Annotated in this window: 26 protein-coding genes and 1 pseudogene; 17 read left to right on the plus strand and 10 right to left on the minus strand. The window is 64.8% G+C overall.

Annotated elements, in window-relative coordinates; translation table 11 throughout:
* Positions 1-67 precede the first annotated feature (67 nt).
* The gene (locus tag ACQ86E_RS14665; protein ID WP_431205965.1) at positions 68-817 is read left to right on the plus strand and encodes a polysaccharide biosynthesis/export family protein; all 750 of its coding nucleotides are present in this window, start codon (positions 68-70) and stop codon (positions 815-817) included.
* A gap of 87 nt (positions 818-904) precedes the next feature.
* On the opposite strand, the gene ACQ86E_RS14670 is transcribed toward ACQ86E_RS14665, so the two are convergent.
* From ACQ86E_RS14670 to ACQ86E_RS14680, 3 genes are all read right to left on the minus strand, one after another.
* Positions 905-1,579 carry a dienelactone hydrolase family protein gene (locus tag ACQ86E_RS14670; RefSeq protein WP_431205966.1) on the minus strand — a complete coding sequence of 225 codons (675 nt, stop codon included), beginning with the start codon at positions 1,577-1,579 and terminating at the stop codon, positions 905-907.
* A 167-nt stretch (positions 1,580-1,746) separates the two neighbouring features.
* Positions 1,747-2,088, minus strand: a complete 342-nt coding sequence (locus ACQ86E_RS14675; protein ID WP_431205967.1) for a hypothetical protein — start codon at positions 2,086-2,088, stop codon at positions 1,747-1,749.
* A gap of 24 nt (positions 2,089-2,112) precedes the next feature.
* On the minus strand, positions 2,113-2,877 hold the full coding sequence (locus ACQ86E_RS14680) for an alpha/beta fold hydrolase (protein WP_431205968.1): 765 nt from the start codon (positions 2,875-2,877) through the stop codon (positions 2,113-2,115).
* 306 nt (positions 2,878-3,183) lie between these two features.
* Here ACQ86E_RS14680 and ACQ86E_RS14685 point away from each other — a divergent pair, with 306 nt between their 5' ends.
* From ACQ86E_RS14685 to ACQ86E_RS14700, 4 genes are all read left to right on the plus strand, one after another.
* Positions 3,184-3,675 (plus strand): (2Fe-2S)-binding protein, encoded by a 492-nt coding sequence (locus tag ACQ86E_RS14685; protein WP_431205969.1) that lies wholly within the window; start codon positions 3,184-3,186, stop codon positions 3,673-3,675.
* Positions 3,672-5,957 carry a molybdopterin cofactor-binding domain-containing protein gene (locus ACQ86E_RS14690; RefSeq protein WP_431205970.1) on the plus strand — a complete coding sequence of 762 codons (2,286 nt, stop codon included), beginning with the start codon at positions 3,672-3,674 and terminating at the stop codon, positions 5,955-5,957. The genes ACQ86E_RS14685 and ACQ86E_RS14690 overlap by 4 nt, the downstream gene beginning before the upstream one ends.
* Positions 5,958-6,154: 197 nt before the next feature.
* Positions 6,155-6,769 (plus strand): cell envelope biogenesis protein TolA, encoded by a 615-nt coding sequence (locus ACQ86E_RS14695; protein ID WP_431205971.1) that lies wholly within the window; start codon positions 6,155-6,157, stop codon positions 6,767-6,769.
* A 248-nt stretch (positions 6,770-7,017) separates the two neighbouring features.
* On the plus strand, positions 7,018-8,112 hold the full coding sequence (locus ACQ86E_RS14700; protein WP_431205972.1) for an HD-GYP domain-containing protein: 1,095 nt from the start codon (positions 7,018-7,020) through the stop codon (positions 8,110-8,112).
* Here the strand turns inward: ACQ86E_RS14700 and ACQ86E_RS14705 are convergent, their stop codons facing one another.
* Complete coding sequence (locus ACQ86E_RS14705) at positions 8,113-9,693, minus strand: ATP-dependent acyl-CoA ligase (protein ID WP_431205973.1); 1,581 nt, start codon at positions 9,691-9,693, stop codon at positions 8,113-8,115. It abuts the gene before it with no gap.
* Between the two features lie 116 nt (positions 9,694-9,809).
* Positions 9,810-10,220: a VOC family protein gene (locus ACQ86E_RS14710; protein ID WP_431205974.1), complete on the minus strand. Its 411-nt coding sequence runs from the start codon at positions 10,218-10,220 to the stop codon at positions 9,810-9,812.
* A 142-nt stretch (positions 10,221-10,362) separates the two neighbouring features.
* On the opposite strand from ACQ86E_RS14710, the gene ACQ86E_RS14715 reads away from it, so the two are divergent.
* On the plus strand, positions 10,363-11,337 hold the full coding sequence (locus ACQ86E_RS14715) for a Bug family tripartite tricarboxylate transporter substrate binding protein (protein ID WP_431205975.1): 975 nt from the start codon (positions 10,363-10,365) through the stop codon (positions 11,335-11,337).
* A 149-nt stretch (positions 11,338-11,486) separates the two neighbouring features.
* Positions 11,487-11,765, plus strand: a complete 279-nt coding sequence (locus ACQ86E_RS14720; protein ID WP_431205976.1) for a DUF3551 domain-containing protein — start codon at positions 11,487-11,489, stop codon at positions 11,763-11,765.
* Between the two features lie 81 nt (positions 11,766-11,846).
* On the opposite strand, the gene ACQ86E_RS14725 is transcribed toward ACQ86E_RS14720, so the two are convergent.
* On the minus strand, positions 11,847-12,386 hold the full coding sequence (locus ACQ86E_RS14725; RefSeq protein WP_431205977.1) for a carboxymuconolactone decarboxylase family protein: 540 nt from the start codon (positions 12,384-12,386) through the stop codon (positions 11,847-11,849).
* 110 nt (positions 12,387-12,496) lie between these two features.
* Between ACQ86E_RS14725 and ACQ86E_RS14730 the strand changes: the two genes are divergently transcribed.
* Complete coding sequence (locus tag ACQ86E_RS14730; RefSeq protein WP_431205978.1) at positions 12,497-13,411, plus strand: LysR family transcriptional regulator; 915 nt, start codon at positions 12,497-12,499, stop codon at positions 13,409-13,411.
* A 24-nt stretch (positions 13,412-13,435) separates the two neighbouring features.
* On the opposite strand, the gene ACQ86E_RS14735 is transcribed toward ACQ86E_RS14730, so the two are convergent.
* Positions 13,436-14,680: a S1C family serine protease gene (locus ACQ86E_RS14735; protein WP_431205979.1), complete on the minus strand. Its 1,245-nt coding sequence runs from the start codon at positions 14,678-14,680 to the stop codon at positions 13,436-13,438.
* A 197-nt stretch (positions 14,681-14,877) separates the two neighbouring features.
* Between ACQ86E_RS14735 and ACQ86E_RS14740 the strand changes: the two genes are divergently transcribed.
* The 5 genes and pseudogenes from ACQ86E_RS14740 (at position 14,878) to ACQ86E_RS14760 (ending at position 17,831) form a co-directional block, all read left to right on the plus strand.
* Complete coding sequence (locus tag ACQ86E_RS14740; protein ID WP_431205980.1) at positions 14,878-15,495, plus strand: hypothetical protein; 618 nt, start codon at positions 14,878-14,880, stop codon at positions 15,493-15,495.
* A pseudogene (locus ACQ86E_RS14745) lies at positions 15,482-15,857 on the plus strand (transcriptional regulator). Before ACQ86E_RS14740 ends, ACQ86E_RS14745 begins: the two are co-directional and overlap by 14 nt.
* A 27-nt stretch (positions 15,858-15,884) precedes the next feature.
* The gene (locus ACQ86E_RS14750) at positions 15,885-16,625 is read left to right on the plus strand and encodes a di-trans,poly-cis-decaprenylcistransferase (RefSeq protein ID WP_143842733.1); all 741 of its coding nucleotides are present in this window, start codon (positions 15,885-15,887) and stop codon (positions 16,623-16,625) included.
* A 121-nt stretch (positions 16,626-16,746) separates the two neighbouring features.
* Positions 16,747-17,289 carry a GNAT family N-acetyltransferase gene (locus ACQ86E_RS14755; protein WP_431205981.1) on the plus strand — a complete coding sequence of 181 codons (543 nt, stop codon included), beginning with the start codon at positions 16,747-16,749 and terminating at the stop codon, positions 17,287-17,289.
* Positions 17,290-17,345: 56 nt separating this feature from the next.
* Positions 17,346-17,831, plus strand: coding sequence for a Crp/Fnr family transcriptional regulator (locus ACQ86E_RS14760; RefSeq protein ID WP_431205982.1), 486 nt, complete (start codon positions 17,346-17,348; stop codon positions 17,829-17,831).
* On the opposite strand, the gene ACQ86E_RS14765 is transcribed toward ACQ86E_RS14760, so the two are convergent.
* Both ACQ86E_RS14765 and ACQ86E_RS14770 read right to left on the minus strand, forming a co-directional pair.
* A complete protein-coding gene (locus ACQ86E_RS14765; RefSeq protein WP_431205983.1) occupies positions 17,770-18,597 on the minus strand; it encodes a metallophosphoesterase family protein in 828 nt (275 codons plus the stop codon). The two genes, ACQ86E_RS14760 and ACQ86E_RS14765, sit on opposite strands and share 62 nt — an antisense overlap.
* Positions 18,598-18,816: 219 nt before the next feature.
* Complete coding sequence (locus tag ACQ86E_RS14770) at positions 18,817-19,893, minus strand: glycosyltransferase family 4 protein (RefSeq protein WP_431205984.1); 1,077 nt, start codon at positions 19,891-19,893, stop codon at positions 18,817-18,819.
* Positions 19,894-20,071: 178 nt separating this feature from the next.
* Here ACQ86E_RS14770 and ACQ86E_RS14775 point away from each other — a divergent pair, with 178 nt between their 5' ends.
* From ACQ86E_RS14775 to ACQ86E_RS14790, 4 genes are all read left to right on the plus strand, one after another.
* Positions 20,072-20,896 carry a hypothetical protein gene (locus ACQ86E_RS14775; RefSeq protein WP_431205985.1) on the plus strand — a complete coding sequence of 275 codons (825 nt, stop codon included), beginning with the start codon at positions 20,072-20,074 and terminating at the stop codon, positions 20,894-20,896.
* A 383-nt stretch (positions 20,897-21,279) separates the two neighbouring features.
* On the plus strand, positions 21,280-21,966 hold the full coding sequence (locus ACQ86E_RS14780) for a DNA-3-methyladenine glycosylase I (RefSeq protein ID WP_431205986.1): 687 nt from the start codon (positions 21,280-21,282) through the stop codon (positions 21,964-21,966).
* Between the two features lie 28 nt (positions 21,967-21,994).
* A complete protein-coding gene (locus ACQ86E_RS14785) occupies positions 21,995-22,288 on the plus strand; it encodes a DUF1330 domain-containing protein (protein WP_431205987.1) in 294 nt (97 codons plus the stop codon).
* Between the two features lie 203 nt (positions 22,289-22,491).
* Positions 22,492-22,785, plus strand: coding sequence for a hypothetical protein (locus tag ACQ86E_RS14790; protein WP_431205988.1), 294 nt, complete (start codon positions 22,492-22,494; stop codon positions 22,783-22,785).
* A 72-nt stretch (positions 22,786-22,857) separates the two neighbouring features.
* Here ACQ86E_RS14790 and dinB read toward each other — a convergent pair whose 3' ends face one another.
* The gene (dinB, locus tag ACQ86E_RS14795) at positions 22,858-23,958 is read right to left on the minus strand and encodes a DNA polymerase IV (protein WP_431205989.1); all 1,101 of its coding nucleotides are present in this window, start codon (positions 23,956-23,958) and stop codon (positions 22,858-22,860) included.
* Positions 23,959-23,996 lie beyond the last annotated feature (38 nt).

Here is a 23,996-nt window from a genome sequence, read left to right on the forward strand (position 1 = left end):
CCCTCAACGCTTTATTAACCATAACCGGTGCATCACTGAGGCTGTCTCGTTCCGAGGGATAGGTCCGGTGCCGGTTGCACGCGCGTTTCGATGGTCGATCTTGGCAGCCTCCCTGGCAGCGTCCGCCGCGCTGACCCTTGGTGGCTGCATGCAGACCGCCGGCCCCGTCGCATACGGACAGCCGCGCCCCGATCTGGACTCGATGGCCTACGGCCAGCCCTACGGTGCGCCGCAGCCGGTCGTCGTCGCCAACAACGGCGGCGGTGCGATCAGCGCGCTGACCAATTCCTTTGCCCCTTCGCCCGCGCCGATGCCCGTCGGCTACGCCGTCCCCATGGCGGCGCCGGTGCGCTACGATGCTTCCTACCATCTCGACGCCGGCGACAAGCTGCGCGTCGTGGTCTACGGCCAGGAAGGCCTCACCAACAGCTACGCCATCGACGCCGGTGGTTCGATCACGATGCCGCTGATCGGCGGAGTGCCGGCACGTGGCCGCACCCCGGCAGGACTCGCCGGTGAAATCGCCGCGCGGCTGCGCAATGGCTACATCCGTGAGCCCTCGGTCGCTGTCGAGGTCGAGTCCTATCGGCCGTTCTTCATCCTCGGCGAAGTCACGGCGCCCGGCCAATATCCCTATGTGCCGAACATGACGGTCGAAAGCGCCGTCGCCATCGCCGGCGGCTTCTCGCCCCGCGCCAAGCGCGACGTGGTCACCGTCACCCACACCGAAGCCGGCGGCTCCATGCGCGCCGTGGTGCCGCTCGGCACGCCCTTGAACCCCGGCGACACCGTGTTCGTCGGCGAGCGCTGGTTCTAGGCAAGCTTCAGCCCAACTCTCTCTTGGTCATTCCGTGCCTGCGCCTTGCGGCGTATCCCGGAATGACGCGAAGAAAGTCGGGCGCGCTTACTTCGTCAAATGCTTCGCGAAGAAGTCCATGCTGCGTGGCCAGGCGATGTCGGCACTCGCCTTGTCGTAGCTCGCGCGCTCGTCGCAATGGAAGCCGTGCTGGGCGCCGGGATAGATGAAGACCTCGACATCCGGCCGCTTCGCTTTGACGGTCTCGACATCGGTCAGGGGAATGCCGGAATCCTTCTCGCCGAAATGCAGCTGCGTCGGCACCTTCGGCGTCTCGTCGGCGAAGCGCACGACCGCGCCGCCGTAATAGCCGATCGCGGCCTTCAGGCCGGTCAATCGCGTCGCCGCGATAAAGGCGACACTGCCGCCGAGACAAAAGCCGATGATGCCGACCGGGCCGACGCTCTTCACCGCATCGATCGCGGCCTGCGTGTCGCGCAGCATCGCCTCCCAGTCGGGACTGGCGACGAATTTTCGCGCTTCGGCGATCTCCTCGGGGGTATAGCCCGACTGGAAGTTCGGCGAGGTGCGGTCGAAGATCGACGGCGCGATCGCGACATAGCCTTCCCCGGCCAGACGGTCGCAGACCGAGCGGATGTGATGGTTGACGCCAAAAATCTCCTGGATCACCACCACGGCGCCCTTGGGGCTGCCTGAGGGGTCAGCGCGATAGGCGCCGAGCTGGAAATTGTCGGAGGCCGTCAGCTTGATGTCTTGTCCCATGCGGGTTGTCCTTCTTGGTTGGCCGTCGATTGGGAATCGGCTCGTCCCGCACACTCGTCATGCCCGGGCTTGTCCCGGGCATCCACGTTCTTGGCGGGCACGAAAGATCGTGGATGGCCGGGACAAGCCCGGCCATGACGATGTGGAAATGTTGGCGCGCCGCCGCCTCACTCCCACATCCAGTTCTCGCCGTAGTCTTCTTTCCATCCCGCCAGGCGTCCGTGGCGGAATTGCAGGAACAGGCGAGGGCGAGTGGGGATCAGGCCGCTGCCGCCGATGTTGCGCAAAGCGAGGTAGATCTCGTTGCCGGGACGGCCCCGCACATATTGCAAGGGCTGCCCGAGCACGCGCGCGGCCTGCCCGGCATCCATGCCGAAGGCGAGCGGCGTGTTGTTCGACAAGGTCGTGACGAAAGGCTGGCGCGGCGGCATCGTGCCGAAGGACTCTGCCTGCGCGGACGCAGACATCGCCAGCCACACCGCGCCCGCAGCCAACATCGCCCGCTTCATTGCCTGTGTTCCCGTTCGATCGTCCTATCCCGGCAAGTTCTTCAGGAAAGGCAGCACCGCGTCAACAAAAGCCTTGGGCTGATCGATGTTGACGGCGTGTCCGGCCCCGGGGATCACGACCTTTTGCGCGCCGGGGATTTTCGCGGCCATGTAGTCGCTTGCTGCGAGGAACGGCGTGTCGTCGGCGCCGACCACGATCAAACTGGGCACCTTGATGTCGGGCAACAGCTCGATCACGCGGGCGTCGCGCTGGGTCAGCATGCCGCGCGCGGCGAGCGCCAATCCCCTGGCGTTGCGATGACGCGCGGTGGCGCGCTCGCGCGTCGCCGATTTCAGCATATCGAGACCTTCGCGATCCAGCCGGTCGGCGGTTCCGAGCGCCCGCGCGTTCCAGGCCTCGCGCGCGTCGTCCTTCCTGAAGCCGGGGCCGGTGTCGATGATCAGCAGCGCGCGGGTCGCTTGCGGATGCGCGCGATAGAAGGCGAGCGACATGTAGCCCCCGAGCGACAGGCCGCCGATGATGGCGTGCTCCGCGCCGACCGTATCGAGGATTGCCGCCATGTCGCCGACGGTCAGTGCTTCGCTGTACGCCTTGGGATCGTCGGGATAATCGGACTGGCCGTGGCCGCGCATGTCCCACAGGATCAGCGTGTGGTCCTTCGCGAGCGCATCGACCTGCCCATGCCACATCGCCGACGTCGAGGAGTAACCGTGCGTGAGCAGCAGCGGCGGACCCTCGCCATGGACTTCGTAATAAATCCCGACGCCGTCCCGATCGATCTTCGGCATTGCCCACCCTTGTTGTTCTGTTTCCTCACTCATCCTAGCTCGCGCGGTTACTCGGAGGAAACTGTCGCGGCGGTGATGGCTCGCGTGCCTACGCCACTTCTGTTGCGTTGAGTCGCTGTGTTGGTGCACTTGTCGCAGCGCACAACACGGAGCTGCCGAGATAGTTTCGATCGATTCCAGATTGCATTTGCCTCAACGCCTGAACCCGATCATTCTTGCGATCAAGGCGGGCGCCGGCCCGGTGGGTGTCCGCCAAGACAAGTTGCCGCCGTAAGCGGCTTCATGCACCGGCAGGGGAAGACGCCTATGCCAACGCTCACCATCAACGGGCGGAGCATGTCCGTGGATGCGGCAAACGACACGCCGCTCCTTTGGGCTATCCGCGAACAATTGCAGATGACCGGCACCAAGTTCGGCTGCGGTGCCGGGCTTTGCGGTGCCTGCACCGTCCACGTCAACGGCGAAGCCGTGCGCTCGTGCCAGACCATGCTCAGCGACGTCGCCGGCAAGAAGATCACCACCATCGAAGGCCTCGCGCCGAAGGGTGATCATCCCCTGCAGAAGGCGTGGATCGCCGAGCAGGTGCCGCAATGCGGCTACTGCCAGTCCGGCCAGATCATGCAGGCGGCATCGCTGCTCGCCAAGAATCCCAATCCGACCAAGGACGAGGTCGTGGCGCATATGGACGGCAATCTCTGCCGTTGCATGACGTACTCGCGGATCCAGAAGGCAATCATGCGCGCCGCCACCGAGATGCGCACCGCATCCGCTTCCGGCAACGAGCGGAGGCCCACATGAACAAGCACGTGAAGAACGTCACCCCCGAGGCGACCGACCTCAGCCGTCGCTCGTTCCTCGTCGGCACCGCCGCAACCGGCCTCGTGCTCGGCTATGCCGGCGTGCCCGGCATCGGTGAAGCGGCCGCGGCTGCGCCCGCCAATTTCGAGCCGAGCGTCTGGTACGCGATCGCGCCCGATGGCCTCGTCACCGTCACGTGCGGCAAGGCCGACATGGGGCAGCACATCGCCTCCACCATGGCGCAGATCGTAGCCGAGGAGTTAGGGGCGAAGTGGAGCGACATGCGCGTCGCGCTTGCTTCCAACGATCCGAAGTTCAACGACCCCGTGCTGGGCGCGCAGATCACCGGCGGAAGCTGGTCGACCATGATGAACTTCGACGCGATGAGCCGGGCGGGTGCCGCCGGCCGCATGGCGTTGACGGAAGGCGCGGCCGCCGCGATGGGCGTTCCGGCCTCCGAACTGGTGGTGCGCGAGTCCGCGATCGTGCATCCGAAGTCGAAGAAGCAGATGTCGTTCGCCGATGTCGTCAAGAGCGGCAAGGCGACGAAGACCTTCACGCCCGATGAGCTGAAGGCGATCAAGCTGAAGACACCGGATCAATACACCATGATCGGCGTATCGGTGCCGCAGCTCGACATCCCCTCCAAGACCAACGGCACGGCCAAATACGGCATCGACGTGATGCTCCCCGGCATGGCCTATGGCGCGATCGTCACGCCGCCGGTGCGCTTCGGCGCCACCGTGAAATCGGTCGACGACAGCGCGGCGAAGAAGGTGCCGGGCTTCATCAAGGCCGTCACCCTCGACGACAAGACCGGCACGACATCGGGCTGGGTGGTCGCGGTGGCCAGCACCTACGCCAATGCCAAGAAGGCGGCGCAGGCGCTCAAGATCGCCTATGACGGCGGTCCGAACGCGAAGGTGTCGACCCAGTCGCTGCTCGATGAGGCCATGCGGCTGCAGAAGCTCGAGGATTCCGGCCAGTTCTTCGTCAAGGACGGCGATCCCAACGCGGCGTTCGGCTCGGCGGCCAAGGTGGTGGAGGCCGAGTACACCACCAGCATCAACATCCACGCGCCGATGGAGCCGATGAACGCCACCGCGGAGTTCAAGGGCGACATCCTGCATATCTATTCCGGCAATCAGTTTGCGACGCGCTCCGGCGCGATCGCAGCCGGTGCCGCCGGGATCGATCCGAAGTTCGTGGTCATGCACCAGATGTGGCTTGGCGGCGGCTTCGGCCGCAGGCTCGATGCCGACATGATGATCCCCGCCGTGCAGGCGGCGAAGGCGGTCGGCAAGCCGGTGAAGGTGATCTATACGCGCGAGAACGACATGACGATGGATTTCTCGCGTCCGCTCACCTACCAAAAGGTCAAGGCCGGCGTGGATGGTGACGGCAAGCTCGTCGCGCTCAGCCACGACGTGGTGTCGGCCTGGCCCACTGCGCGCTGGGGGATCCCTGATTTCCTCACGCCCTCGGTCGACAAGAAGGGGCCGCTTGATTCCTTCACGGTGAACGGCGCCGACTTCTTCTACACCGTGCCCAATCACTACGTGCGCGCGATCAAGAACGAGCTCGCGCACAACGCCACCCCGTCGGGTCAGCTCCGCTCGGTGGCGCCGGGTTGGACCTTCTGGGCGGTCGAAAGCATGATCGACGAGATCGCGGCTGCGACCAACCAGGACCCGGCGCAGTTCCGCATCGCGTTGCTCGACGGCAAGGGCAAGAACGACGGCGGCGCGCAGCGGCTGCGCAACACGCTGCTCGCCGCGATGGGTCTGTCCGGCTATGGCACCAGGCAATTGCCGAAAGGCGAGGGCATGGGCGTTGCCTGCGTGTCGTCGCAGGAGCGCGCGTCCGCGAGCTGGACGGCGTGCGTCGCCCATGTCGCGGTGGCGCCGTCGGGCGAGGTGACCGTGAAGAAGCTCACGGTCGCGACCGACGTCGGCACCCAGGTGCATCCCGACAACATCCGCGCCCAGGTCGAGGGCGCGGCATTGTGGGGCCTGTCGCTGGCGATGTACGAGAAGGCAACGCTCAAGGACGGTGGCATCGAGCAGACCAATTTCGACAGCTACACGCCCTTGCGCATGAGCCAGATGCCGGAGGTCGTGGTGGCCGTGATCGCTAACGGCGAAAAGGCCACCGGCGTCGGCGAGCCCGCCGTGACGGTGGTCGCTCCCGCCATCGGCAACGCCATCTTCAACGCCAGCGGCGCCCGCGTCCGGGCGCTGCCGATCACGGCCGCGGCCGTGAAGGGCGCGATGAAGGCATAAGCCGGTCGAACGGCTGTTTGAGACGATCCGCCGGGGGTAGCTTCCGGCGGATTTTGTTGTCATACGAAAAGCCGCACCCAATATTCCCAACGCGCCGATGCGATGGCAGGACATCATGGGATCACTGTTCCGACATCGCAGGCGTGTTCGATTGCACGAAGAACGCAGAAGGCGCGGTTCGGCTGATGGCGAGAAAATTGAAGACCTATCAGACATCGCTGGGCTTCTTCGAGCAGGCCATCGCCGCGCCGTCGATGAAGGCTGCGCTGGAGGCGTGGGGTGCCGACAGCAATCTTTTCCATCAGGGCGCGGCGAAGGAGAGCCGCGATCCCGACATCATCGCCGCGACCATGGCGAAGCCGGGCGTTGTTCTGAAACGGCCGGTGGGAACAGACGGGCCGTTTGGCGAGAACGCGGACCTGCCGAAGACCCTCGGCGAGGAAGGGCGCAAGAGGGCTGCTCTCAAGCGGGCAGGTCGCAAGCCGGCAGGTCGCAAGGCGAAGAAATCGTCAGCCCAATCAGCCACGGCGGACGATCGGAAAGCGGCTGAAGCATACGAACGCGAGCGGCGAAGCCGCGAGCGCGCGGAGGCCAAGGAAGAGGCGGCCCGGCAGAAACAGCGCGAGCGCAGGCAGCGGGCCGTCGACAAGGCGCAGGGAGCCTTGGACAAGGCCAGGGAAGAGCACACCCAGCGCGCCGCTGCCCTGCGAGCCGAGATCGAGAAGATCCAGGCGAGACTGAATGCGGAAGAGGCAGGTTGGAACGAGACGCGCGAGAAGCTCAAGGCGGCATTGCGGCGCGCGGGGGACTAGCCGCTCACGTCGACCGTCAGGCTAGGAGGGAGGCGCAACCGCGAAAATATCCCTTTCTTATCAATGGCCGTTCTACTGTGCATGGGGTTGTTTTCGCCGTTCTGGATTGGGAACCTCCAGGAAGGAACTCAAATCCCTAAAATTGCGTCCAATTCCGCAAGGCTCCCTTGAGCACGCCTCTTAAGGCCCGGAGAACCTGATCAGGCATAGGCTGATGCCAAATACACTCCCGTGCTTTTGGGGAACCCATGAACGCGCCAGCCAAATCCGCCGCCAAACGCCGGCTTCTGCTCGCCTCCGACCGGAGCGATGCGAGCAGCGAGCTTGCCAGCATCCTGAAGGCGGTCGGCGAGGTCTCGACGGTGACCACGCAGCAGATTCCCGAACGGCCCTCGCGCGATCTGTCCGGTCTCGTCGTCGATATCAACCTGCGCTCGCCCGACAGCGTGCAACGGGTGCGCAACAAGCTGCGCGGCGATGCCTATCATTCGATGCCGCGCCTGTTCGTGCTTGCCGATGCCCTGCATCACGGCACCATGCAGGCCTGGGCGCTCGGGGCCACCGACACGATCTCGCGGCCGCTGCAGCCCGATGCGATCCTGCAGCGCATCCGCGCCGCGTTCCCCGACACCGCCACCTACGACGCCACCGACCGCGGCAAGACGCTCAACCGCGGCGTCGAAGCGGCGCACGCGGTGCTGGCGAAGATGTTCGAGAAGCTGCCGCTCGGCGTGCCGCTGAGCTTCGACGACGTCGTCGCCGCCGAGAGCAAGATCCTGAAGGCGATCAAGCATTCCTCGCTGCGCGAATGGCTCACCACCGTCGGCTGCCATCATGTCGGCAGCTATCGGCATTGCCTGTTCGTCACCGGCTTCGCGGTCGCCTTCGCGCAGCATCTCGGCATGCGCGAGGACGACCAGCGCCGCCTGACCCGCGCCGCCCTGCTGCACGACGTCGGCAAGGCGTTCATTCCCGCGGCGCTGCTCGACAAGCCGGGCAAGCTCACCGACGAGGAGATGGACGAGGTCCGCCAGCATCCGCGCCGCGGCTACGACGCGCTCGCCGAGCAAGGCGGCTTCCCGCCGGAGATGCTGGACGTCATCCTGCATCACCACGAATTCCTCGACGGCTCGGGCTATCCGAACAATCTGTCATCGAACCAGATCAGCGACATCGTGCGGGTGACGACGATCGTCGACATCTACGCTGCTTTGGTGGAGAAGCGCGCCTACCGCATGCCCTTCACGCACTCGCGTGCCTTCACGATGATGGAAGGCATGGGCGGCAAGCTCGACCAGCAGCTGTTGCAGGCGTTTCGGCCGGTGGCGCTGGGATCGTTTTAATCACCCCACCATCTTCCGCAACTCCGCCTTCGCGACCTTCTCCAGCGTCGAACGCGGCATGTCGTCGACGAATCTCACCTCGCGCGGCACCTTGAAGTCGGCGAGGCCCTTTCGGCAGGCGGCCATCACGCTGTCATGCAGGTCGGGCGCTGCGCCCGCGACGCCGCCATGCGGGATGATGAAGACGACCGGCACCTCGTCCAGCATCGGATGCTTCTTCGCCACCACCGCGGCCTCGCGCACGCCGGGCACAACCGCGATCACCTGCTCGATCTCGGAGGCCGCGACGTTCTCGCCGCCGACCTTCAGCATGTCCTTGGCGCGATCCCCGAACCTGATGAAGCCGTTCGTCAGACGCTCGACGCGGTCGCCGGTGAGGAAGAATCCGTGCTCGTCGAAACTCTCGCGCGTGGCCTTCTCGTTGTGGAGATATTCGGCGAACAGCGACAGGCCGGGGATGCCCTTGATCGAGAGATTGCCGGTGTCGCCGACCTCGGTCGGCCGCCCGTCGTCGTCGCTGATGCGGATTTGATATTCGCCCGCGGCGCGACCGATCGACATCGGGATGTTGGGCTGGTCGACCTCGCCGACGATGCCGTGGGTGATCGTCTCGGTCATGCCCCACCAGCCGATCATCTTGACGCCGAACGCGGCGAAGGCCGGCGGCTCGTTGATGGCGGTGCCCCACAGGCGGAATTTGTGATCCCTCGGAATCTCCTGCTCGAGCAGCGCCTTCATGCAGAACGGAATGGTCGACGTCCAGGTCGAACCGTGCTCGCGCGCGACACCCCAGAACCGGCTCGCCGAGAAGCGCGGCTGGATCACGCAGGTGGCGCCAACCCACAGCGTCGCCAGCATGGAATAGGCCAGCGCATTGGTGTGAAACAGCGGCAGATAGGTCTGGTGCACGTCGCTCGCGTGCAAATCCTCATGCGCGGCGTTGATCTTGGCGCCCCACAGCGCGTTGGCATGGGTCCAGAGCACCGCCTTCGGGCGCGACGTCGTGCCTGACGTGTACTGCACGCTGCACGGCGCGAACGGATCGGTCGCCCGCTGCGGCCGGTCCGCGCTGTCGGCGAACAGCGATTCGAAGCTGTCGCCGCGAGGGACAGATTGTGCAGGCGCAGCGCCGGCATCGTGCGACGTCACCGCCATCCAGCGAATGCTGCGGCAGTTCTGCGCGACGATCTCCGCATAGGCCGGCTGCGTGATCGCCGCGACAGCGCCGCAATGATCGGCGAAATATTCGATCTCGGCCGGAGCCGAGCGGGTGTTGGTGGTGACCGCGATGGCGCCCAGCTCGACGCAGGCAAACCAGGCCAGCAGCGCCTCGATGCAATTGTCGAGATGGATCAGCACATACTCGCCGGGCTTCACGCCGCGCTTGGCGAGCCCCGCCGCGAGCGCGCCGACCCGCTCGTGAAACTCGCCATAGCTCCAGCGCCGCGCCGGCGCGTCGAACGGCGCCCAGGTCAGGAACGGATGCGAGCTGCGCACCTCGGCGCGCATCTTCAGCAGCCAGGGCACGTCGAGCCCGTCGAACGGGCTCACGATTCCGGCTGACGTCTGTTGAAGTGGCATGTTTCCTCCCGTGCAGCCTGCATCTTGTCGGCGGCTGCTTTTCGATGATTGCGTCTTCCTGCCACCGGATGACGCGGGGAGCAAATCGGGGACGACGGTCGAATGCCGCGCGCGCCTCAATCCTGGTACGACGAAATCTCGATCAAGCTCCCATCCGGATCCCGGCAATAGACCGAGCGCAGCGTGCCGCGGGCGCCCTGCCTGGGAGCCGGGCCTTCCTCGATCGCGACGCCATGTGCCTGCAAATGCGCCACCACCTCGTCCGGTGTGGCGGAGGTGAGGAAGCACAGATCCTCGCTGCCGGCGGTCTGGTGATCAGCGGTGAACCACTCCACCTTGTCGGCATCGCGCGGCCGGACGTTGATCTTCTGGTTACCGAATTGAAGAGAAGTCCGCGGCGCTTTGCCGCCGCCGGGGTCGAACACCTTGACTTCCATGCCGAGAATCTCGCGATACCACTCGGCGGTCACCGCGACGTCGGCCACGTTAATCACGAGATGATCGAGGGCTTCGACCTTGACCGGCATGCCTTATCCTTTCGTCGTGATGCGCCTCGCGCACTTTCCGCCTGCGGCAAGCTTTGTTACAACCGCGCAGACGACGCTATCAAGATATCGGGCCTTCAATAACAACGACCTTTGAAGAACAACACTTGGGAGAACCCTCCATATGATCACTCGCCGTTCCGCGCTGGGCCTGCTTGCCGCCACGCCTCTTGCAGCCAGCCCGCTGTCGAAAGCCTTCGCCGCCGACTATCCGTCCCGGCCGGTGAAGTTCGTGGTCGGCTACCCGCCGGGCGGTGCCACCGACATTCTCGCGCGCCTGATCGGCCAGCGGCTGTCGGAACGGCTCGGCCAGCAATTCGTGGTCGAGAACAAGCCGGGCGCCGGCAACAATATCGCCACCGAATCCGTCGTCAACGCCGAGCCCGACGGCTACACCGTGCTGCTGGTCAATCCGGCCAACTACATCAACGCCACGCTCTACGCGAACCTCAAGTTCAATTTCGTGCGCGACATCGCGCCGATCGCCGGCTTCCAGCGCGTGCCGAACGTGATGACCGTCAACAAGGACGTGCCGGCCAAGACCGTTCCAGAGTTCATCGAGTACGTGAAGGCCAATCCCGGCAAGGTGAACATGGCCTCCTCCGGCAACGGCACCTCGGTGCATCTGTCCGGCGAGATGTTCATGGCGATGACCGGCTGCAAGATGCAGCACGTGCCCTATCGCGGCGCGGCGCCCGCGATCACCGACATGCTCGGCGGCCAGGTGCAGGTGATCTTCGACAACATGCCCTCGATCATCCAGCACATCCGCTCCGGCAGCTTGCGCGCGCTCGGCGTCACTACGGCGCAACGCTCGCCGCAATTGCCCGACGTCCCCGCGATCGGCGAGACCGTGAAGGATTACGAGGCGAGCGCGCTGTTCGGCATCGGCGGGCCGAAGAACATGCCCAAGGACATGATCGCCAAACTCAACGGCGAGATCAACACTCTCATGAAGGAGCCCGACATGACCAAGCGCCTGGTCGAGCTCGGCGGTGATCCCCTGGTGCTGACGCCGGAAGAGTTCGGCAAGCAGGTCGAGGCCGAGACCGCGAAGTGGAAGAAGGTCGTCGAGTTCGCCGGCCTGAAGGTCGAGTAGCAATCTTGTGATCGCGAGAAATGGAGCCCTGCCGTTCGGCAGGGCTTTTTCTTGGGTGGTCTGCGGCGTCGATCCGGAATAAAACGACGCCGCGAAACCTGATGATAGATGGCGCCGTATCTGGCGGCGTGAACAGAGGAGCTGGGATCATGCGCAAGACGCATTTGGCGCTGCTGACCCTTGGCGCGACGGTCCTTGCCGGTTTCGTCACCGCCACGCCCGCCGCGGCGCGCGACTATCCCTGGTGCGCCCAGGGCGGTGAGTATGATTATCCCGGCGAGTGCGCCTACAGCACCTATGAGCAATGCCAGGCCAGCGTGTCCGGGCGGCTGCTGTTCTGCGATCGCAATCCTCGCATGGCCTACGGGCAGCCGCCGCAGCGCCAACCTCAGCCGCGCCGCCGCGCGGGACCTGTTGGGCCGTATTGACGCCGACATTGAGCCGGTCCGGCAACGACTCGACGCGCCGGAGCGGCTTTTTCATTGCTGTGATCCTCGTCCAGATGCGGCTCAGGCCGCCGCGCGCACGACCGGGAAATCGATCTCGGTCTCGGCGACGTTGTTGATGAAATTGGTGAGGACATTGAGCGCGACGTTGGCGACGATCTCGATGACCTCTGCCTCGCTGGCGCCGGCCTTGCGCACGGCGGCGAGATCGGCGTCGCTTACCTTGCCCCTGGCGAGCGCGACCGCACGCGCAAAGGCCAGAATGGCATCGGTCTGCGTGTCCGTGGCGTGGCCGGTACGGTTCAGGGCGATCTCGGATTGGCTCAGCTTGGCGAAATTGGCGCCGAAATAGCTGTGCGCGGACAGGCAATAGTCGCAGCTGTTCACCTCGGCGACGGCGAGCGCGATCTGTTCGCGCCGTGCCGGCGTCAGGGTGCGGCCAAGCGCCTTCGACAAGGCGAGGTAGCCTTCCAGCGCTGCGGGGCTATTTGCCGTCACGCGAAACAGATTCGGGATCGATCCGATCTGCGCCTTTACACCGTCGAGCAAGGCTTGGGAGGCGGCCGGTGCGGCGTCGCATTCGGGAATGGTCAGGCGGGACATGGAATTCTCCGTTGCTGCAGGTCAGTCTGCGCAGCCGATATGCGCCCTTGTGACCTCCGCGATAATCGGCAAAGATTGCACTTCTTTATCGCCGCTGGCGGGATAATCTGATGGATCAGATGCAGGTGTTGCGCACCTTCGTCACCGTGGCGGACAAGCGAAGCTTCGTCGAGGCGGCCCGTGCACTTGGAATTTCGCCGACCGCGGCGAGCCGGGGCATCGCCGGGCTGGAGGAGACGCTCGGGGTCACGCTGCTGCGCCGGACGACGCGCTCGGTTGCGCTGACGCCGGAGGGCGAGGCCTATCTCGACCGCTGCCGCCACGCGTTGGAGGAACTCGACGATGCCGCGCGCGCGGTGCGCGGCGACGCGGCCGAGCCGCGCGGCTTGTTGATCGTCACCGCGCCGGTTGTGTTCGGGCGGATTCATATTCTGCCGATCGTGGAGCAACTGCTGCGCGCCCATGCCGGTCTCGACGTCCGGCTGACGCTGACCGATCGCGTGGTCAGGCTGGTCGAGGAGGGTGTCGATGTCGCCGTGCGTATCGCCGAGTTGTCGGATAGCGCGCTTCACGCTGTCCGTATCGCGCAGGTCCGGCGCGTGCTTGTCGCCAGCCCGAAATACCTGAAGAGCCGCGGAGTGCCGGCCACTGTCGCCGACCTCGGCGGACACGACCTGATCGGCTTCGACAATTTCACCCGTAACGGCGAATGGCGCTTTGGCCCTTCCGGCGAAGTCGTCGTCAAATGCGAGCCCCGGCTGATGACCAACAGCGTCGACGCCGCGATCGATGCCGCGATCTCCGGTCTCGGGATCTCGCGCGTGCTCGACTATCAGGTCGAGCAGCACGTCGCCGATGGCCGCCTGCGCTATTTGCTTGCCAACCAGGATCCGCCGTCGGTCCCGGTCAGTCTCGTCTATCAGGCCAACCGGCTGCGCTCGCCGAATGCGCGGGCGCTGATCGAGGCGGCGCGGAAGCACTTTGCCGCTCGCGCCGCGGCGCGCAAGAAGGGTGCGGCGGGCTGATTGCAGTGCGCCCGCGCATCACACCTATCGCTTTGCGTCGACCTGCGCCGTGGCATTGCACGAGATCAGCATCGTGTACGGCCGCGCGTTGCCGGCGATGTCGGTGGTCTTGAGCTCGCCTTTCGGCTCGGCGGTCTGGTAGGGGACCACGGAATTGTCGAGGAAGTCGCGCAGAGCGCCGGTCTTGATGGCGAAGTTGATGTTTTCGGGAATGGTGCCGGTCGCCGCGACGACGCGGAGCGCATCAACCTTTCCGGTGACCACGCCCACGATTTGCCCCGCAGTGTCGAAGAGCGGTCCACCGCTATTGCCCGGCTGCACGGGTGCGCTGATTTGCAGAAAGCGCGTGTCGTTGCGCAGGCCGCTGAGCGAGCTCACGATACCGGTTGTGACGGTGAAGTCCGAGGTCAGCATCCCGACGTAAGGAAAACCGATCGCGACGACGGAATCGCCCGAGCGGATCGAGCGGTCGCGGATGCGAACGAAGTCCTTGAACGTCGTGGTCGATGGCGCCTGCAACAGGGCAAGATCGTTGTTCGCGTCGTTCGACACGACGCGCAGGACCATCGCAGCTTCGCCGGTGAGGTTGCCCTTGATGTCGCCGACGCAGCCGTCGATCACATGGTTATTGGTGATGATATGCCCGTTGGCGCTGACCACGAAGCCGGTTCCGGCCTTGACTCGGGTGGCCTTATTGCCAGCCGGCGGCGCCTGCTTGTCCGGCGCGGGCTGCGGCTTGGCGGCGATCTTGGTGAAGTCGCCGGCCTTGTCGAGCCCGTCGGCCTTCACCTTGGTCACGCAATGGGCCAATGCGGCGATCACCGGCCCGGTCGAGGTCAGATCGAAATTCAGGACGGCGCGGCCGGCTGTCGCCACCATCAGGCTCGCCTTCTGGAACGTACGCACGACATTGAGCGGCATGACGGCCGTGAGCATGTTGGATTGATACGCCGTAGCGTACAGCCTGGCTCGCTCCTGCCCATCAAACGTCACGTCGATCGCGGCGTTCTCGCCCTTGTTGAAGCGGTAGCCGGGACTCGCAAAGGCGAGTGACCATGTGCCGGCGGCATTTTGGCTCACGACGAGGATGACGCCGTTCGCATAAGGCGTCGTCGCCGCGCAATGCGAGAAGGCGCCCGTCTCGTCATTGCTGAAGGCGCCGCCGATCCAGTTGCCGACATTGACGCTGCCGAACGGTCCCTTCGCATACGCCGCTCCGACGACGCCCGTCTGCAATAGCAACGCAACGACACATGACTTCAACCACATAGCTTCCCCCAACGCTTTTGGACCCATCTTAGCCGCGGGGAGAGTTGCGGCGCAACCGTCAGTTGTTCATCCGATCGGGGCGCCTCGCGATGACTTTCCGGCTTGCCTTTACTTTGCATGGCTATATACTTTGCAATACAAAGTAACGGGGGCTTGACCCCGGACTTCCAGGGCGGAGCGGGGTTTTGGCGTTGCCGATGCGCGATCTCGACAAGGCGCTGGCCGATATCGTGGAGATCCGCAGCCAGATCGCGGCGGGTACGGCGTTCCGCGGCTACGGCCCGGCGACGATGGCCGCGACCGGCGTCGTCGCGCTTCTCACCGCGATCCTGCAATTCTGGCTGCTCAGTGATCCCACCGGCGAGCCGCTCGGCTTCTTCCTGGGCTGGTTCATGGCGGCCGCGCTCTCCGGCCTGATGATCGGCATCGAGATGCGCGCGCGCTCGCGCCGCCATCATTCGGGTCTCGCCGACGCCATGATCCACCAGGCGGTCGAGCAATTCCTTCCCGCCGGTGTCGCCGGCGTGCTGCTCGCGGTGGTGATGTGGAAGTTCGCCAGCGAGACGCTGTGGCTCTTGCCCGGCCTGTGGCAGATCCTGGTGTCGCTCGGCATTTTCGCCTCCGTACGCTCGCTGCCGCGCACCGTCGCGCTCGCCGGCGCCTGGTATTTCGTGTCCGGCTTCGTCGTTGTCGTGCTCGCGAGCCGGACCCACACGCTGTCGCCGTGGACCATGGGGCTGCCCTTCGTGATCGGGCAATCGGTGATGGCGGGCATTTTGTATTTTGCGTCCGGAGACCATGATGTCGAAGACTGACAGCGCGCCGTTCTCCTATGAAGGACTCGATCGCGTGATCCACGAGAAGGCGAGGCTCGGGCTTCTGACCTCGCTGATGGCGCATCCCAAGGGGCTTGCGTTCGCCGATCTCAAGCAGCTTTGCGGCCTCACCGACGGCAATCTCAGCCGGCATCTGGCCGTGCTCCAGGAAGCCGGGCTCGTCGAGGTGACCAAGGGCTATGAGGGCAATCGCCCGCACACCACCTGCCGCCTGACCAAGGCCGGCCGCCGCCGCTTCCTCGACTATCTCACCGTGCTCGAGCCGCCTGGTGCGCGACGCCGCCAAGGCGGCCGGCCGTGAGGCGCCGCCGCTCGGCCGTCTCGGCATCGTCTCGACCTGATCCCCTTTTTTGACCGGAGACTTTGCAATGCAAAGCGACCTTGCGCCTCGCGACGACAAGCTTCACGTCGGCATCATCATGGACGGCAACGGACGCTGGGCGACGCGGCGCGGCCTGTCCCGCCTGCGCGGCCACGAGGCCGGCGTCGAGGCGATCCGGCGCATCGTCGAGGCCGCGCCCAGGCAGGGCATCGGCACGCTGACGCTTTATGCCTTCTCCACCGACAATTGGCGCCGGCCGAAAGCCGAGGTTGCCGCGTTGATGACGCTTCTGCGCTTCTATCTCGCCAACGAGGTGCAGAGTCTGGTCAAGAACGGCGTGCGCCTCACCGTGATCGGCCGCCGCGACCGCCTGCCCGACGGCATCGCCAATGCGATCGCGCGCGCCGAAGATGCCACAGCCGGCGGCAGCACGCTTCACCTGCGCATCGCCGTCGACTACTCCGCGCGTGACGCCATCCTCAATGCGGCCGCAAAGGCGGCGGCACTGACGAGCCTCACGCGAGAAGCGTTCTCGCAACTCGTCACCGGCGAGGCCGGCCTTCGCGACGTCGATCTCATCATCCGCACTTCGGGCGAGAAGCGGCTGTCGGACTTCCTGCTCTGGGAAGGCGCCTATGCCGAGTTGCATTTCACCGAGCGGATGTGGCCCGAATTCGACGCGGCCGATCTTGCCGCCGCCTTGGCCTCCTTCCACGGCCGCGAGCGCCGCTTCGGCGGCCTTCAGGCGATCATGCCCGACGAGGTGCCTTCACTCTCGCGTGTGTGACGCACGGCACGGAGAGAGGGGCTGTTCGTTTTCAGCCGCGTGATTGGCGGCAATGTCCAAGCGGCCTCCGCGCAGCCTCGGCTAGGTGTGCGTTCAACGCAACCTTCCGAGGGCGCCGCGCATGTCACAGCTGTTTCCGGATGCGGTTATCGAGTCGGACCAGGCGAAGGGCACGATCCGCATCAGGGCCGCCGATGCCTCCGACGTCGAGAGCCTGTCGATCTATTTCACGGGCCTTTCCACGACGACGCGCAACAAGCGCTTCATGGGCGCGCGGGCGGACGTCGCAATGGTCGCGGCCGAATGCGTCGCCAGGGCCGGCCATCCCGATCATTTCACCTTGCTCGCCGAGCTCAGGCAGGAGGGGCAAGGCACGATCATCGGTGAGACGCTCTACGTCTACGACGCGGTCGCACGGCAAGGCGAATTCGCCATCTCCGTGGCCGATGTCTTTCAGCGCAGGGGCCTCGGCTTGCAGATGATGGCAGCGATGGAGGTGCGCGCGAGCGGTCTCGGTCACGGGATGATTGCCGCCGAGACGGCCCGGGTGAATGTGGAGATGCGCGGTCTTGCGAAGAAGGCGGGGTTTGCGGATACCGGGCTCGGTGACTGGCAGTCGGTCCATCTCGCAAAAAGCCTGTCGCGTCCGTCGTCATCTCGCTGATTTGCCGGGTGGCACGGATCATGCTCTATTATCTCCCGTCACGGGAGCTTTCGGCGATGCGCGCAGTGTTGAACTATTGCACCGGCGGGACGGAGCGGCAGGTTGCGGCCGGCACGGTCGTCGTTACCGAAGGCAGCACCACCGGTCATCTCTACGTGCTGATGCAGGGCAAGCTCGAAGTGCTCAAGGGCGAGATGATCGTCGCCACCGTCACCGAGCCCGGCGCGGTGCTCGGCGAGATGTCCGTGCTGCTGGGCCAGCCGCACACTGCGACGGTGCGCGCCTGTTCGGACGCTGTCGTCTACGAGTTCGAGGACGCCGCCTCGTTCCTCAAGCAGGAGCCGGGGGTGGCGCTGCTGATTGCGCAAATGCTGGCGCAACGGCTGAACGTCGCCAACACCTACCTTGCCGACCTCAAGCGGCAATATGCCGGCCACGGCACGCATCTGGCCATGGTCGGCGAAGTGCTCCAGAGCATGATCAACCTGCCGCCGCTTGAGGTCTCGCCAGGCTCGGATCGGCAATCCGACCCAAGGATGTAAGCCAGTCCGGCGGCTCCTCGATGTACCTGCCGGGCCGCTTCAGCGGCGCGTCGAGGTCGATCCATTGCGCTTCGCCCGCCGCCAGCCAGAACGCCTTGTTCACATCGAGATCCAGCACGATATGCGTCGGCGGCCGGCCCGGCTGCAGGCCGGCATTGAACACCCAGGTCTGGCCCAGCCGGTCGAACCACGATCCGTCCGTGATGAAGGGTGACTGATGCACATGGCCAGAGATCACCATCGACGGCTGATACTGCATGATCCATTGCACCAGCTCGACATCGCCGAAGAAGCGCTTGCCGCCCCAGCTCGTCGGCGAATTCGCCGGCGGCGCATGGTGCGCCCAGATCCATCGCTGCGGCCGATTGACTGCGGCATCGCGGAGCTGCTCGACGATGCGCTGCTTGACCAGTGGCCCATCCCACCACGGGCACACCGTGAACAGGGTCTCGCCGATGGTGAGGCTGTCGCCGTCACAGGCAATCCCCAGTTCGCGCACCTCCGAAATCCAGCGCGAGATCTTCTCCCCCTCGCTATTGCGTTCGTCGAGGTCGTGATTGCCGGAGCAGAGGATCACGCGCGTTCTTTCAGCAAGCAGCGCGAGATACTTCTTCACCACCACGATCTGCGCGCGAAAATCCACCATCGAGCCGATGTCGAGCGCATCGCCGGCGAAGATCAGGAGGTCGAATTGCGGCGCCGCGCTCACCAGCCAGTCGAGCTGCGGCAGCGAGTAGTGCAGGTCGGCCACGACCAGGCAGCGCATTGTCAATCCATCAGGTCAGGAAATGAGAAAATCGGAAAATTCCGGAAAGTAAGAAAAGCAAGAAGCAGACCAATGTAGCGCGACATGCCCGCGTCAAACCGACCGATCGTCGCGCTGCCCGTCGCAATGAGCATATCATCCCGGAATGTCCAGGCGAGCCGGATAAATCCAGGCTGCCTTGGAAAGCTGCCCTGTAAAGCCCAGCGCCGCCAGCGAGATTCAGGCGATTCGGGACCGCATGAGTCTGCTCAAGACCCTGCCAGCCCGGTTGGATAAGCCGGCGATCCAGTAAGATGACAGCGGCTTGCTGCCCCTGACCGCGATTTCGACCGACCTGACATGGACGCCGAGGATCCTCTCGTCGTCGCTGATGCCGGCATCTCTTGGACAGAATTCGCGCGCGCATGCGATCTCGAAGATGCAGGTGCCGTCCGGTGCGCCATCCGGAACGTCCACCTCGAACACCATGCTGCCGGCTCCCCGGGACACGCAACGAAGGGGCGTCCCGCCCTGTTTCACGGTGATGTCGGGCCCGCGGAAATCCGCCATGAAGTACAGAACCAGCCAGCTGGGGGACGAAAACCAGGCCGCCGGAATGCGGATGGTCGCTGATGCCCCGTCGCTCCAACGTCCGCCAGCCTCGTCGTGGAGCCAGCCGCGACCCAGATAGGGAGCGTCGTTTCCGCCTTCACCGAAGCGAATCGGTTGCGGTTCGGTGCCCGGCCGCAAATGGTCCGGCGGAGGAGCGCCGGCCTGGATCGTTGCCAGAAGCTTCGTTCGGATGGTCGACTTGTCCTCGTCCGCGCCCCTTGCCAGGGACAGCGCCCGATCATGATTCCCGGCGGGCCACAGAAGGTCGCGTGCGCGCGCGACGCTGCTGCGGCGCCTCCGCAGCAGATCGTCATTGCCCAGCAATTGCAGGAGCTGACGCTGCATTTCCGTCGGGCCGTCGGTAGGTGGGATCAAGTCGAGAATCGCGCCGGGAAGTCCGCGCAGCGCGGTTGAGGTCGCCACCAGCGGGTGCCCGGCCGCGATGGCGGTGAGAGCCTTGATGGCAACGCCGGTGCCATGCTGCTCAGGACAGACGGATAGGCGGGCTCCGTCGCGGAGGCTGTCCAGATCCTCGACATATCCGAGCCAGTGGGTGTTCGGCAGCCTGTCCGTCCATTTCGATTGGAGGCCCTCGTTGACCCGGCCAGCGATCGCGATCCGCAGGCCAGCCATCAACGGATTGCCGGCGACGACGATGCCGAGAAAATCGTCGAGTCCCTGGATATTGAAAGGGTGGGGATTCATTACAATGAGAATGTCCCACCGTGCGTCGTTGCCGGCCGCCCGAGACGGGCGAGCGTAAGGTCTTGGAAGTACGTAGACAGTGGGCGCGTACCGCTGAATCTTGACCAACTCCGAAAGCGACAGGGCGACGCAGACATCGGCGGCACGCCAGATCAGCCGCTCCAGCCGAAGGTGGCGCTTGACCGATGCGCGCGTGGGAAATGAGGGCTGGTTTGCGACCACCTGCGATCGCGTGACGGCTCGAGCGTGTGATGTCGTCATGCGTCTCGAGGACGAGCTTCGCGTCGGGACATGTCTTGAGCGCAAATCCAGCGTACATGGCGTAGTTGACGACCGCGATATCGGCGCGCGCCGCAAGCCGGGCGGTCAGATCGTCCGCGATCACCGTCCGCATGAGGCTGCGTGCAGTGACGCGATAGAGTTCATCGGCGTTGGGGATGTGGCGGCCGTGCGGTGTGGCTTCGGAGCAGGCGACCGTGTCGAGGTGAGACATCGCGTCGATGTTGGCTTCGGCAACCCTGCTTTTCATCCGTCGCCGCATGGTCGGGCCCGGTCCAGCCTCGGGATCGACGATGATGCGCAGAACGAACCAATTCCGGTCCAGCAGAGCGTCGGTCTGGTTCGCGAACACCGTATGGCTGCCGCCGTAGGGCCATGGTGGCTGGATCTGGACCGCCAGAACCTGATCCGCCAGCGTGTCGGCGAAGGCTCCCGCGTTCTGCGCGAACAATTGCGAGAGGCCGGCTCGCCGTGCTTCGGACGGCTCCATGGCAACCAGACCCTCCCGCCGAAGCAGCTCGACCGTCGCAGCGTCTGCGATGAAGAGGAGCGAGCGAAACGGCCAGCCCGCGCGCACCCGCTGGCCGAAGCGCGGAAATGCGTCCGGAGCGGCGCCAGGTCGCACGATGACGATCGACGGAATATCCAGCCGGCCTTCACGATCGATCAGTTGGAGCGCGCGCAGATTATAGAGGGACTCGAGTTCAGCCAGCGACATGCCTGAGACGACAAAGCCTCCGAAGCGCCGCGCGGCTGAATGAACGGCATGCTCCTGGGTATGATCGGAGCAGAACGCGAAGCGCGATGGCGTCCAGACGAAAACCTCATGACGATGCGCCGGTATATCAGGGAAGAGATCGCTGTCCCCTTTGTCGGGTTGGCTGACGATCCAGCCGACGCGCAATGCATTGATTTCCATGTTGGACGAACGGAGCCTTGAAAAAGATGAGAAGTATCGTCAGTGGGCGCTAGCCGTAATCGCTGCATCCAAATCCCATTCGACGCCTCGACGCAAGGGCAGTATTGACGCTGTGACATGGTCACGGTTGCAGGACCGGCTCAGTGCGCTAAGCTCGCGCTTCTTCGTGCCGCTCAGAGCGACATTGCATGACCTCGTTCAAGACCATTCGTGCCCGCGCCGAGAAACGCAAGGGCGGGCCCAAGGCGCTCGAGAAGCTGATGCCCGAGAAGCCCGACCTCAAGCGTCTGGCGAAGCTCGGCGACGATCGCATCCTTGCCGAGATGACCAGGCGGGTGTTCTCCGCCGGTTTTGCCTGGAGCGTGATCGACTCGAAATGGGACGGCTTTGAAGAGGCTTTCCTGCACTTCGAGCCGGCCAGGCTCGGCTTCCAGCCCGAGGACTATTGGGAAGGCCTGCTGCGCGATACGCGCATCGTGCGCAACGGCGCCAAGATCATGTCGGTGCGCGGCAACGCCGCCTTCGTGCAGGAGATTGCGAGGGAGCACGGCAGCTTCGGCAGATTTCTGGCGAAATGGCCGCCGTCCAACGAGATCGGCCTGCTCGATCTCCTCACCAGGCGCGGCAGCCGCTTAGGGGGCAACACAGGCCAGATGCTGCTGCGTTTCGTCGGCTGGGACGGCTTTGTCACCTCGAAGGACGTCGTCGCGTCCTTGCGCGATGCCGGCCTCGATATCGCCGAAGAGGTCAAGTCCAAGGGCGATCTCGCAAAAGTGCAGGCGCAATTCAATGCCTGGGCCGAGGAGACCGGCCTGCCTTACACATATCTGTCACGCATCTGCGCGCTCTCGGTCGGCGAGAACCGCGGCGAGTAGCGGGTCACTGGAAACAAGGAGAAACGAAATGGCAAAGGCCTATTGGGTTGCCACCTACCGCGCGATCAAGAACCCCGACGCCATGGCGGCCTATGCCAAGCTGTCGCGGCCTGCGATCGAGGCCGCCGGTGGCCGCGTGCTCGCGCGCGGGATGCCGGCCGCGGCATTCGAGCACGGCCTGATGGAACGTGTCGTCCTTATCGAGTTCGACAGCGTCGCGAGCGCCAGGGCGGCGTATGAAAGCCCGGCCTACAAGGCCGCGCACGATCTGCTCGGCGACGGCGCGGATCGCGACATCCGCATCGTCGAAGCCGTCGATTAGCGTCGCCAGCCACGGGAACGTGGACATCGTGTGGCGATGTCTTGCCGCGGGCGCGGCAGCGGGAACGCGCGATCACGAAAAGCATTTCTCGGGAACGTTTGCGTGCAGCATCCGTTCGGGAAGTTGAGGCGGGCGAACAGGGGGCAGGGAACGCCCGCATCTCGTCCGTCTCAGTGAAACCCGACAACAGAACGGAACCGTGCATGAAGCTTACGACCGAACAGGTGAAGCAGACCGTCAACCAGCTCGGCGCCCAGGTGCTGCCCGACGAGCATCCCGCCATGCCGCAGCTCAACGACATGTTCGGCGAGCATACCTTCTTCGTCGACGAGACCGGTCTCAAGGTGCTTGAACCGACGCCGTCATTGGGTGCGGAGCGCCAGACCGGCGAGGTCGTCAGCCTCGCCGACTGGAGCGATGCCGAACTGACGCGCCTGATGGCGCATGAGCCGGAGCCGACGGGCGTGATCGTGGTGTTCGAGCATGTGCGGCACTGACTGGTTCGAGCGGGTCGACCTCGTGATCGGTGGCGGGTTTGAAAATCCCGCCGCTGTCATTGCCGGTCCGGTTCAGATGCCGAAAGTCAGCTGTGGCTCCGCATCGTCCCCGATCTGAAGAGCAGACAGCGAGACGCCCAGGAGCCTGACGCGCTTGGGCAGCGGCATTTCAGCTTCGAGCAGGCCGCAGGCCAGCCGCTCCAGATCGTCGCGGCCTGCAACCGGTGCTGGTGCGGACCTGCTGCGCGTGATGATCTCGAAGTCGGCGAATTTGATCTTCAGGGTGACGGTTCGGCCGCGGTTGCCGGTCGCCTCACAATGGCGCCAGACCTTGTCGACCAGTGGCCTGAGTTCGATGACCAGCGCGCCGAATGTGTCGAGGTCTGACTGGAACGTGGTCTCCGCGCCGATGGACTTGCGCACCCTGTCGGCCCGGACCGGCCGTTCGTCGACGCCGCGCGAGATCCAATAGTAATAGGCGCCCGACTTGCCGAAATTCGCGTTCATGAATTCCAGCGACTGGTTGCGGATGTCGAGGCCGGTGAACAGGCCGAGCGCATTCATCTTGGCGCTCGTCGCAGGGCCTATCCCGTGGAATTTGCCGACGGGCAGCGTCTCGACGAAGGCCGGTCCCATTTCCGGCGAGATCACGAACTGACCGTTCGGCTTGCGATGATCGGAGGCGAGTTTTGCGAGAAACTTGTTGTAGGAGATGCCTGCCGAAGCATTGAGGCCCGTCTCGGCTTTGATTGTCTCGCGGATCCGCAGCGCGACGTCGCGCGCCAGCGGGATGCCCTGCAAATTCTCCGTCACGTCGAGATAGGCCTCATCGAGCGATAGCGGTTCGATGAGCGGCGTGTGCTCGGCGAAGATGTCGCGGATCTGCCTGCTGATCGCCTTGTAGACCTCGAAACGCGGCTTGACGAAGATGAGATCGGGACATTGTCGCTTCGCGGTCACCGATGGCATGGCAGAGCGGACGCCGAACGCGCGGGCCTCGTAGCTGGCGGCCGCGACGACGCCGCGTTCGGCGGAGCCTCCCACGGCGACCGGCTTGCCGCGCAGCTCCGGATTGTCGCGCTGCTCCACGGACGCATAGAAGGCATCCATGTCGATATGGATGATCTTGCGGATGGGCGCAGATTCACCAGTCGTCGTGCCGGATTCGCTCATGGGGAGATGATACAATTGCGCAAACGGAAGTGCGAGGT

The organism is Bradyrhizobium betae, from assembly GCF_050632175.1.
Taxonomy (GTDB): domain Bacteria; phylum Pseudomonadota; class Alphaproteobacteria; order Rhizobiales; family Xanthobacteraceae; genus Bradyrhizobium; species Bradyrhizobium betae_B.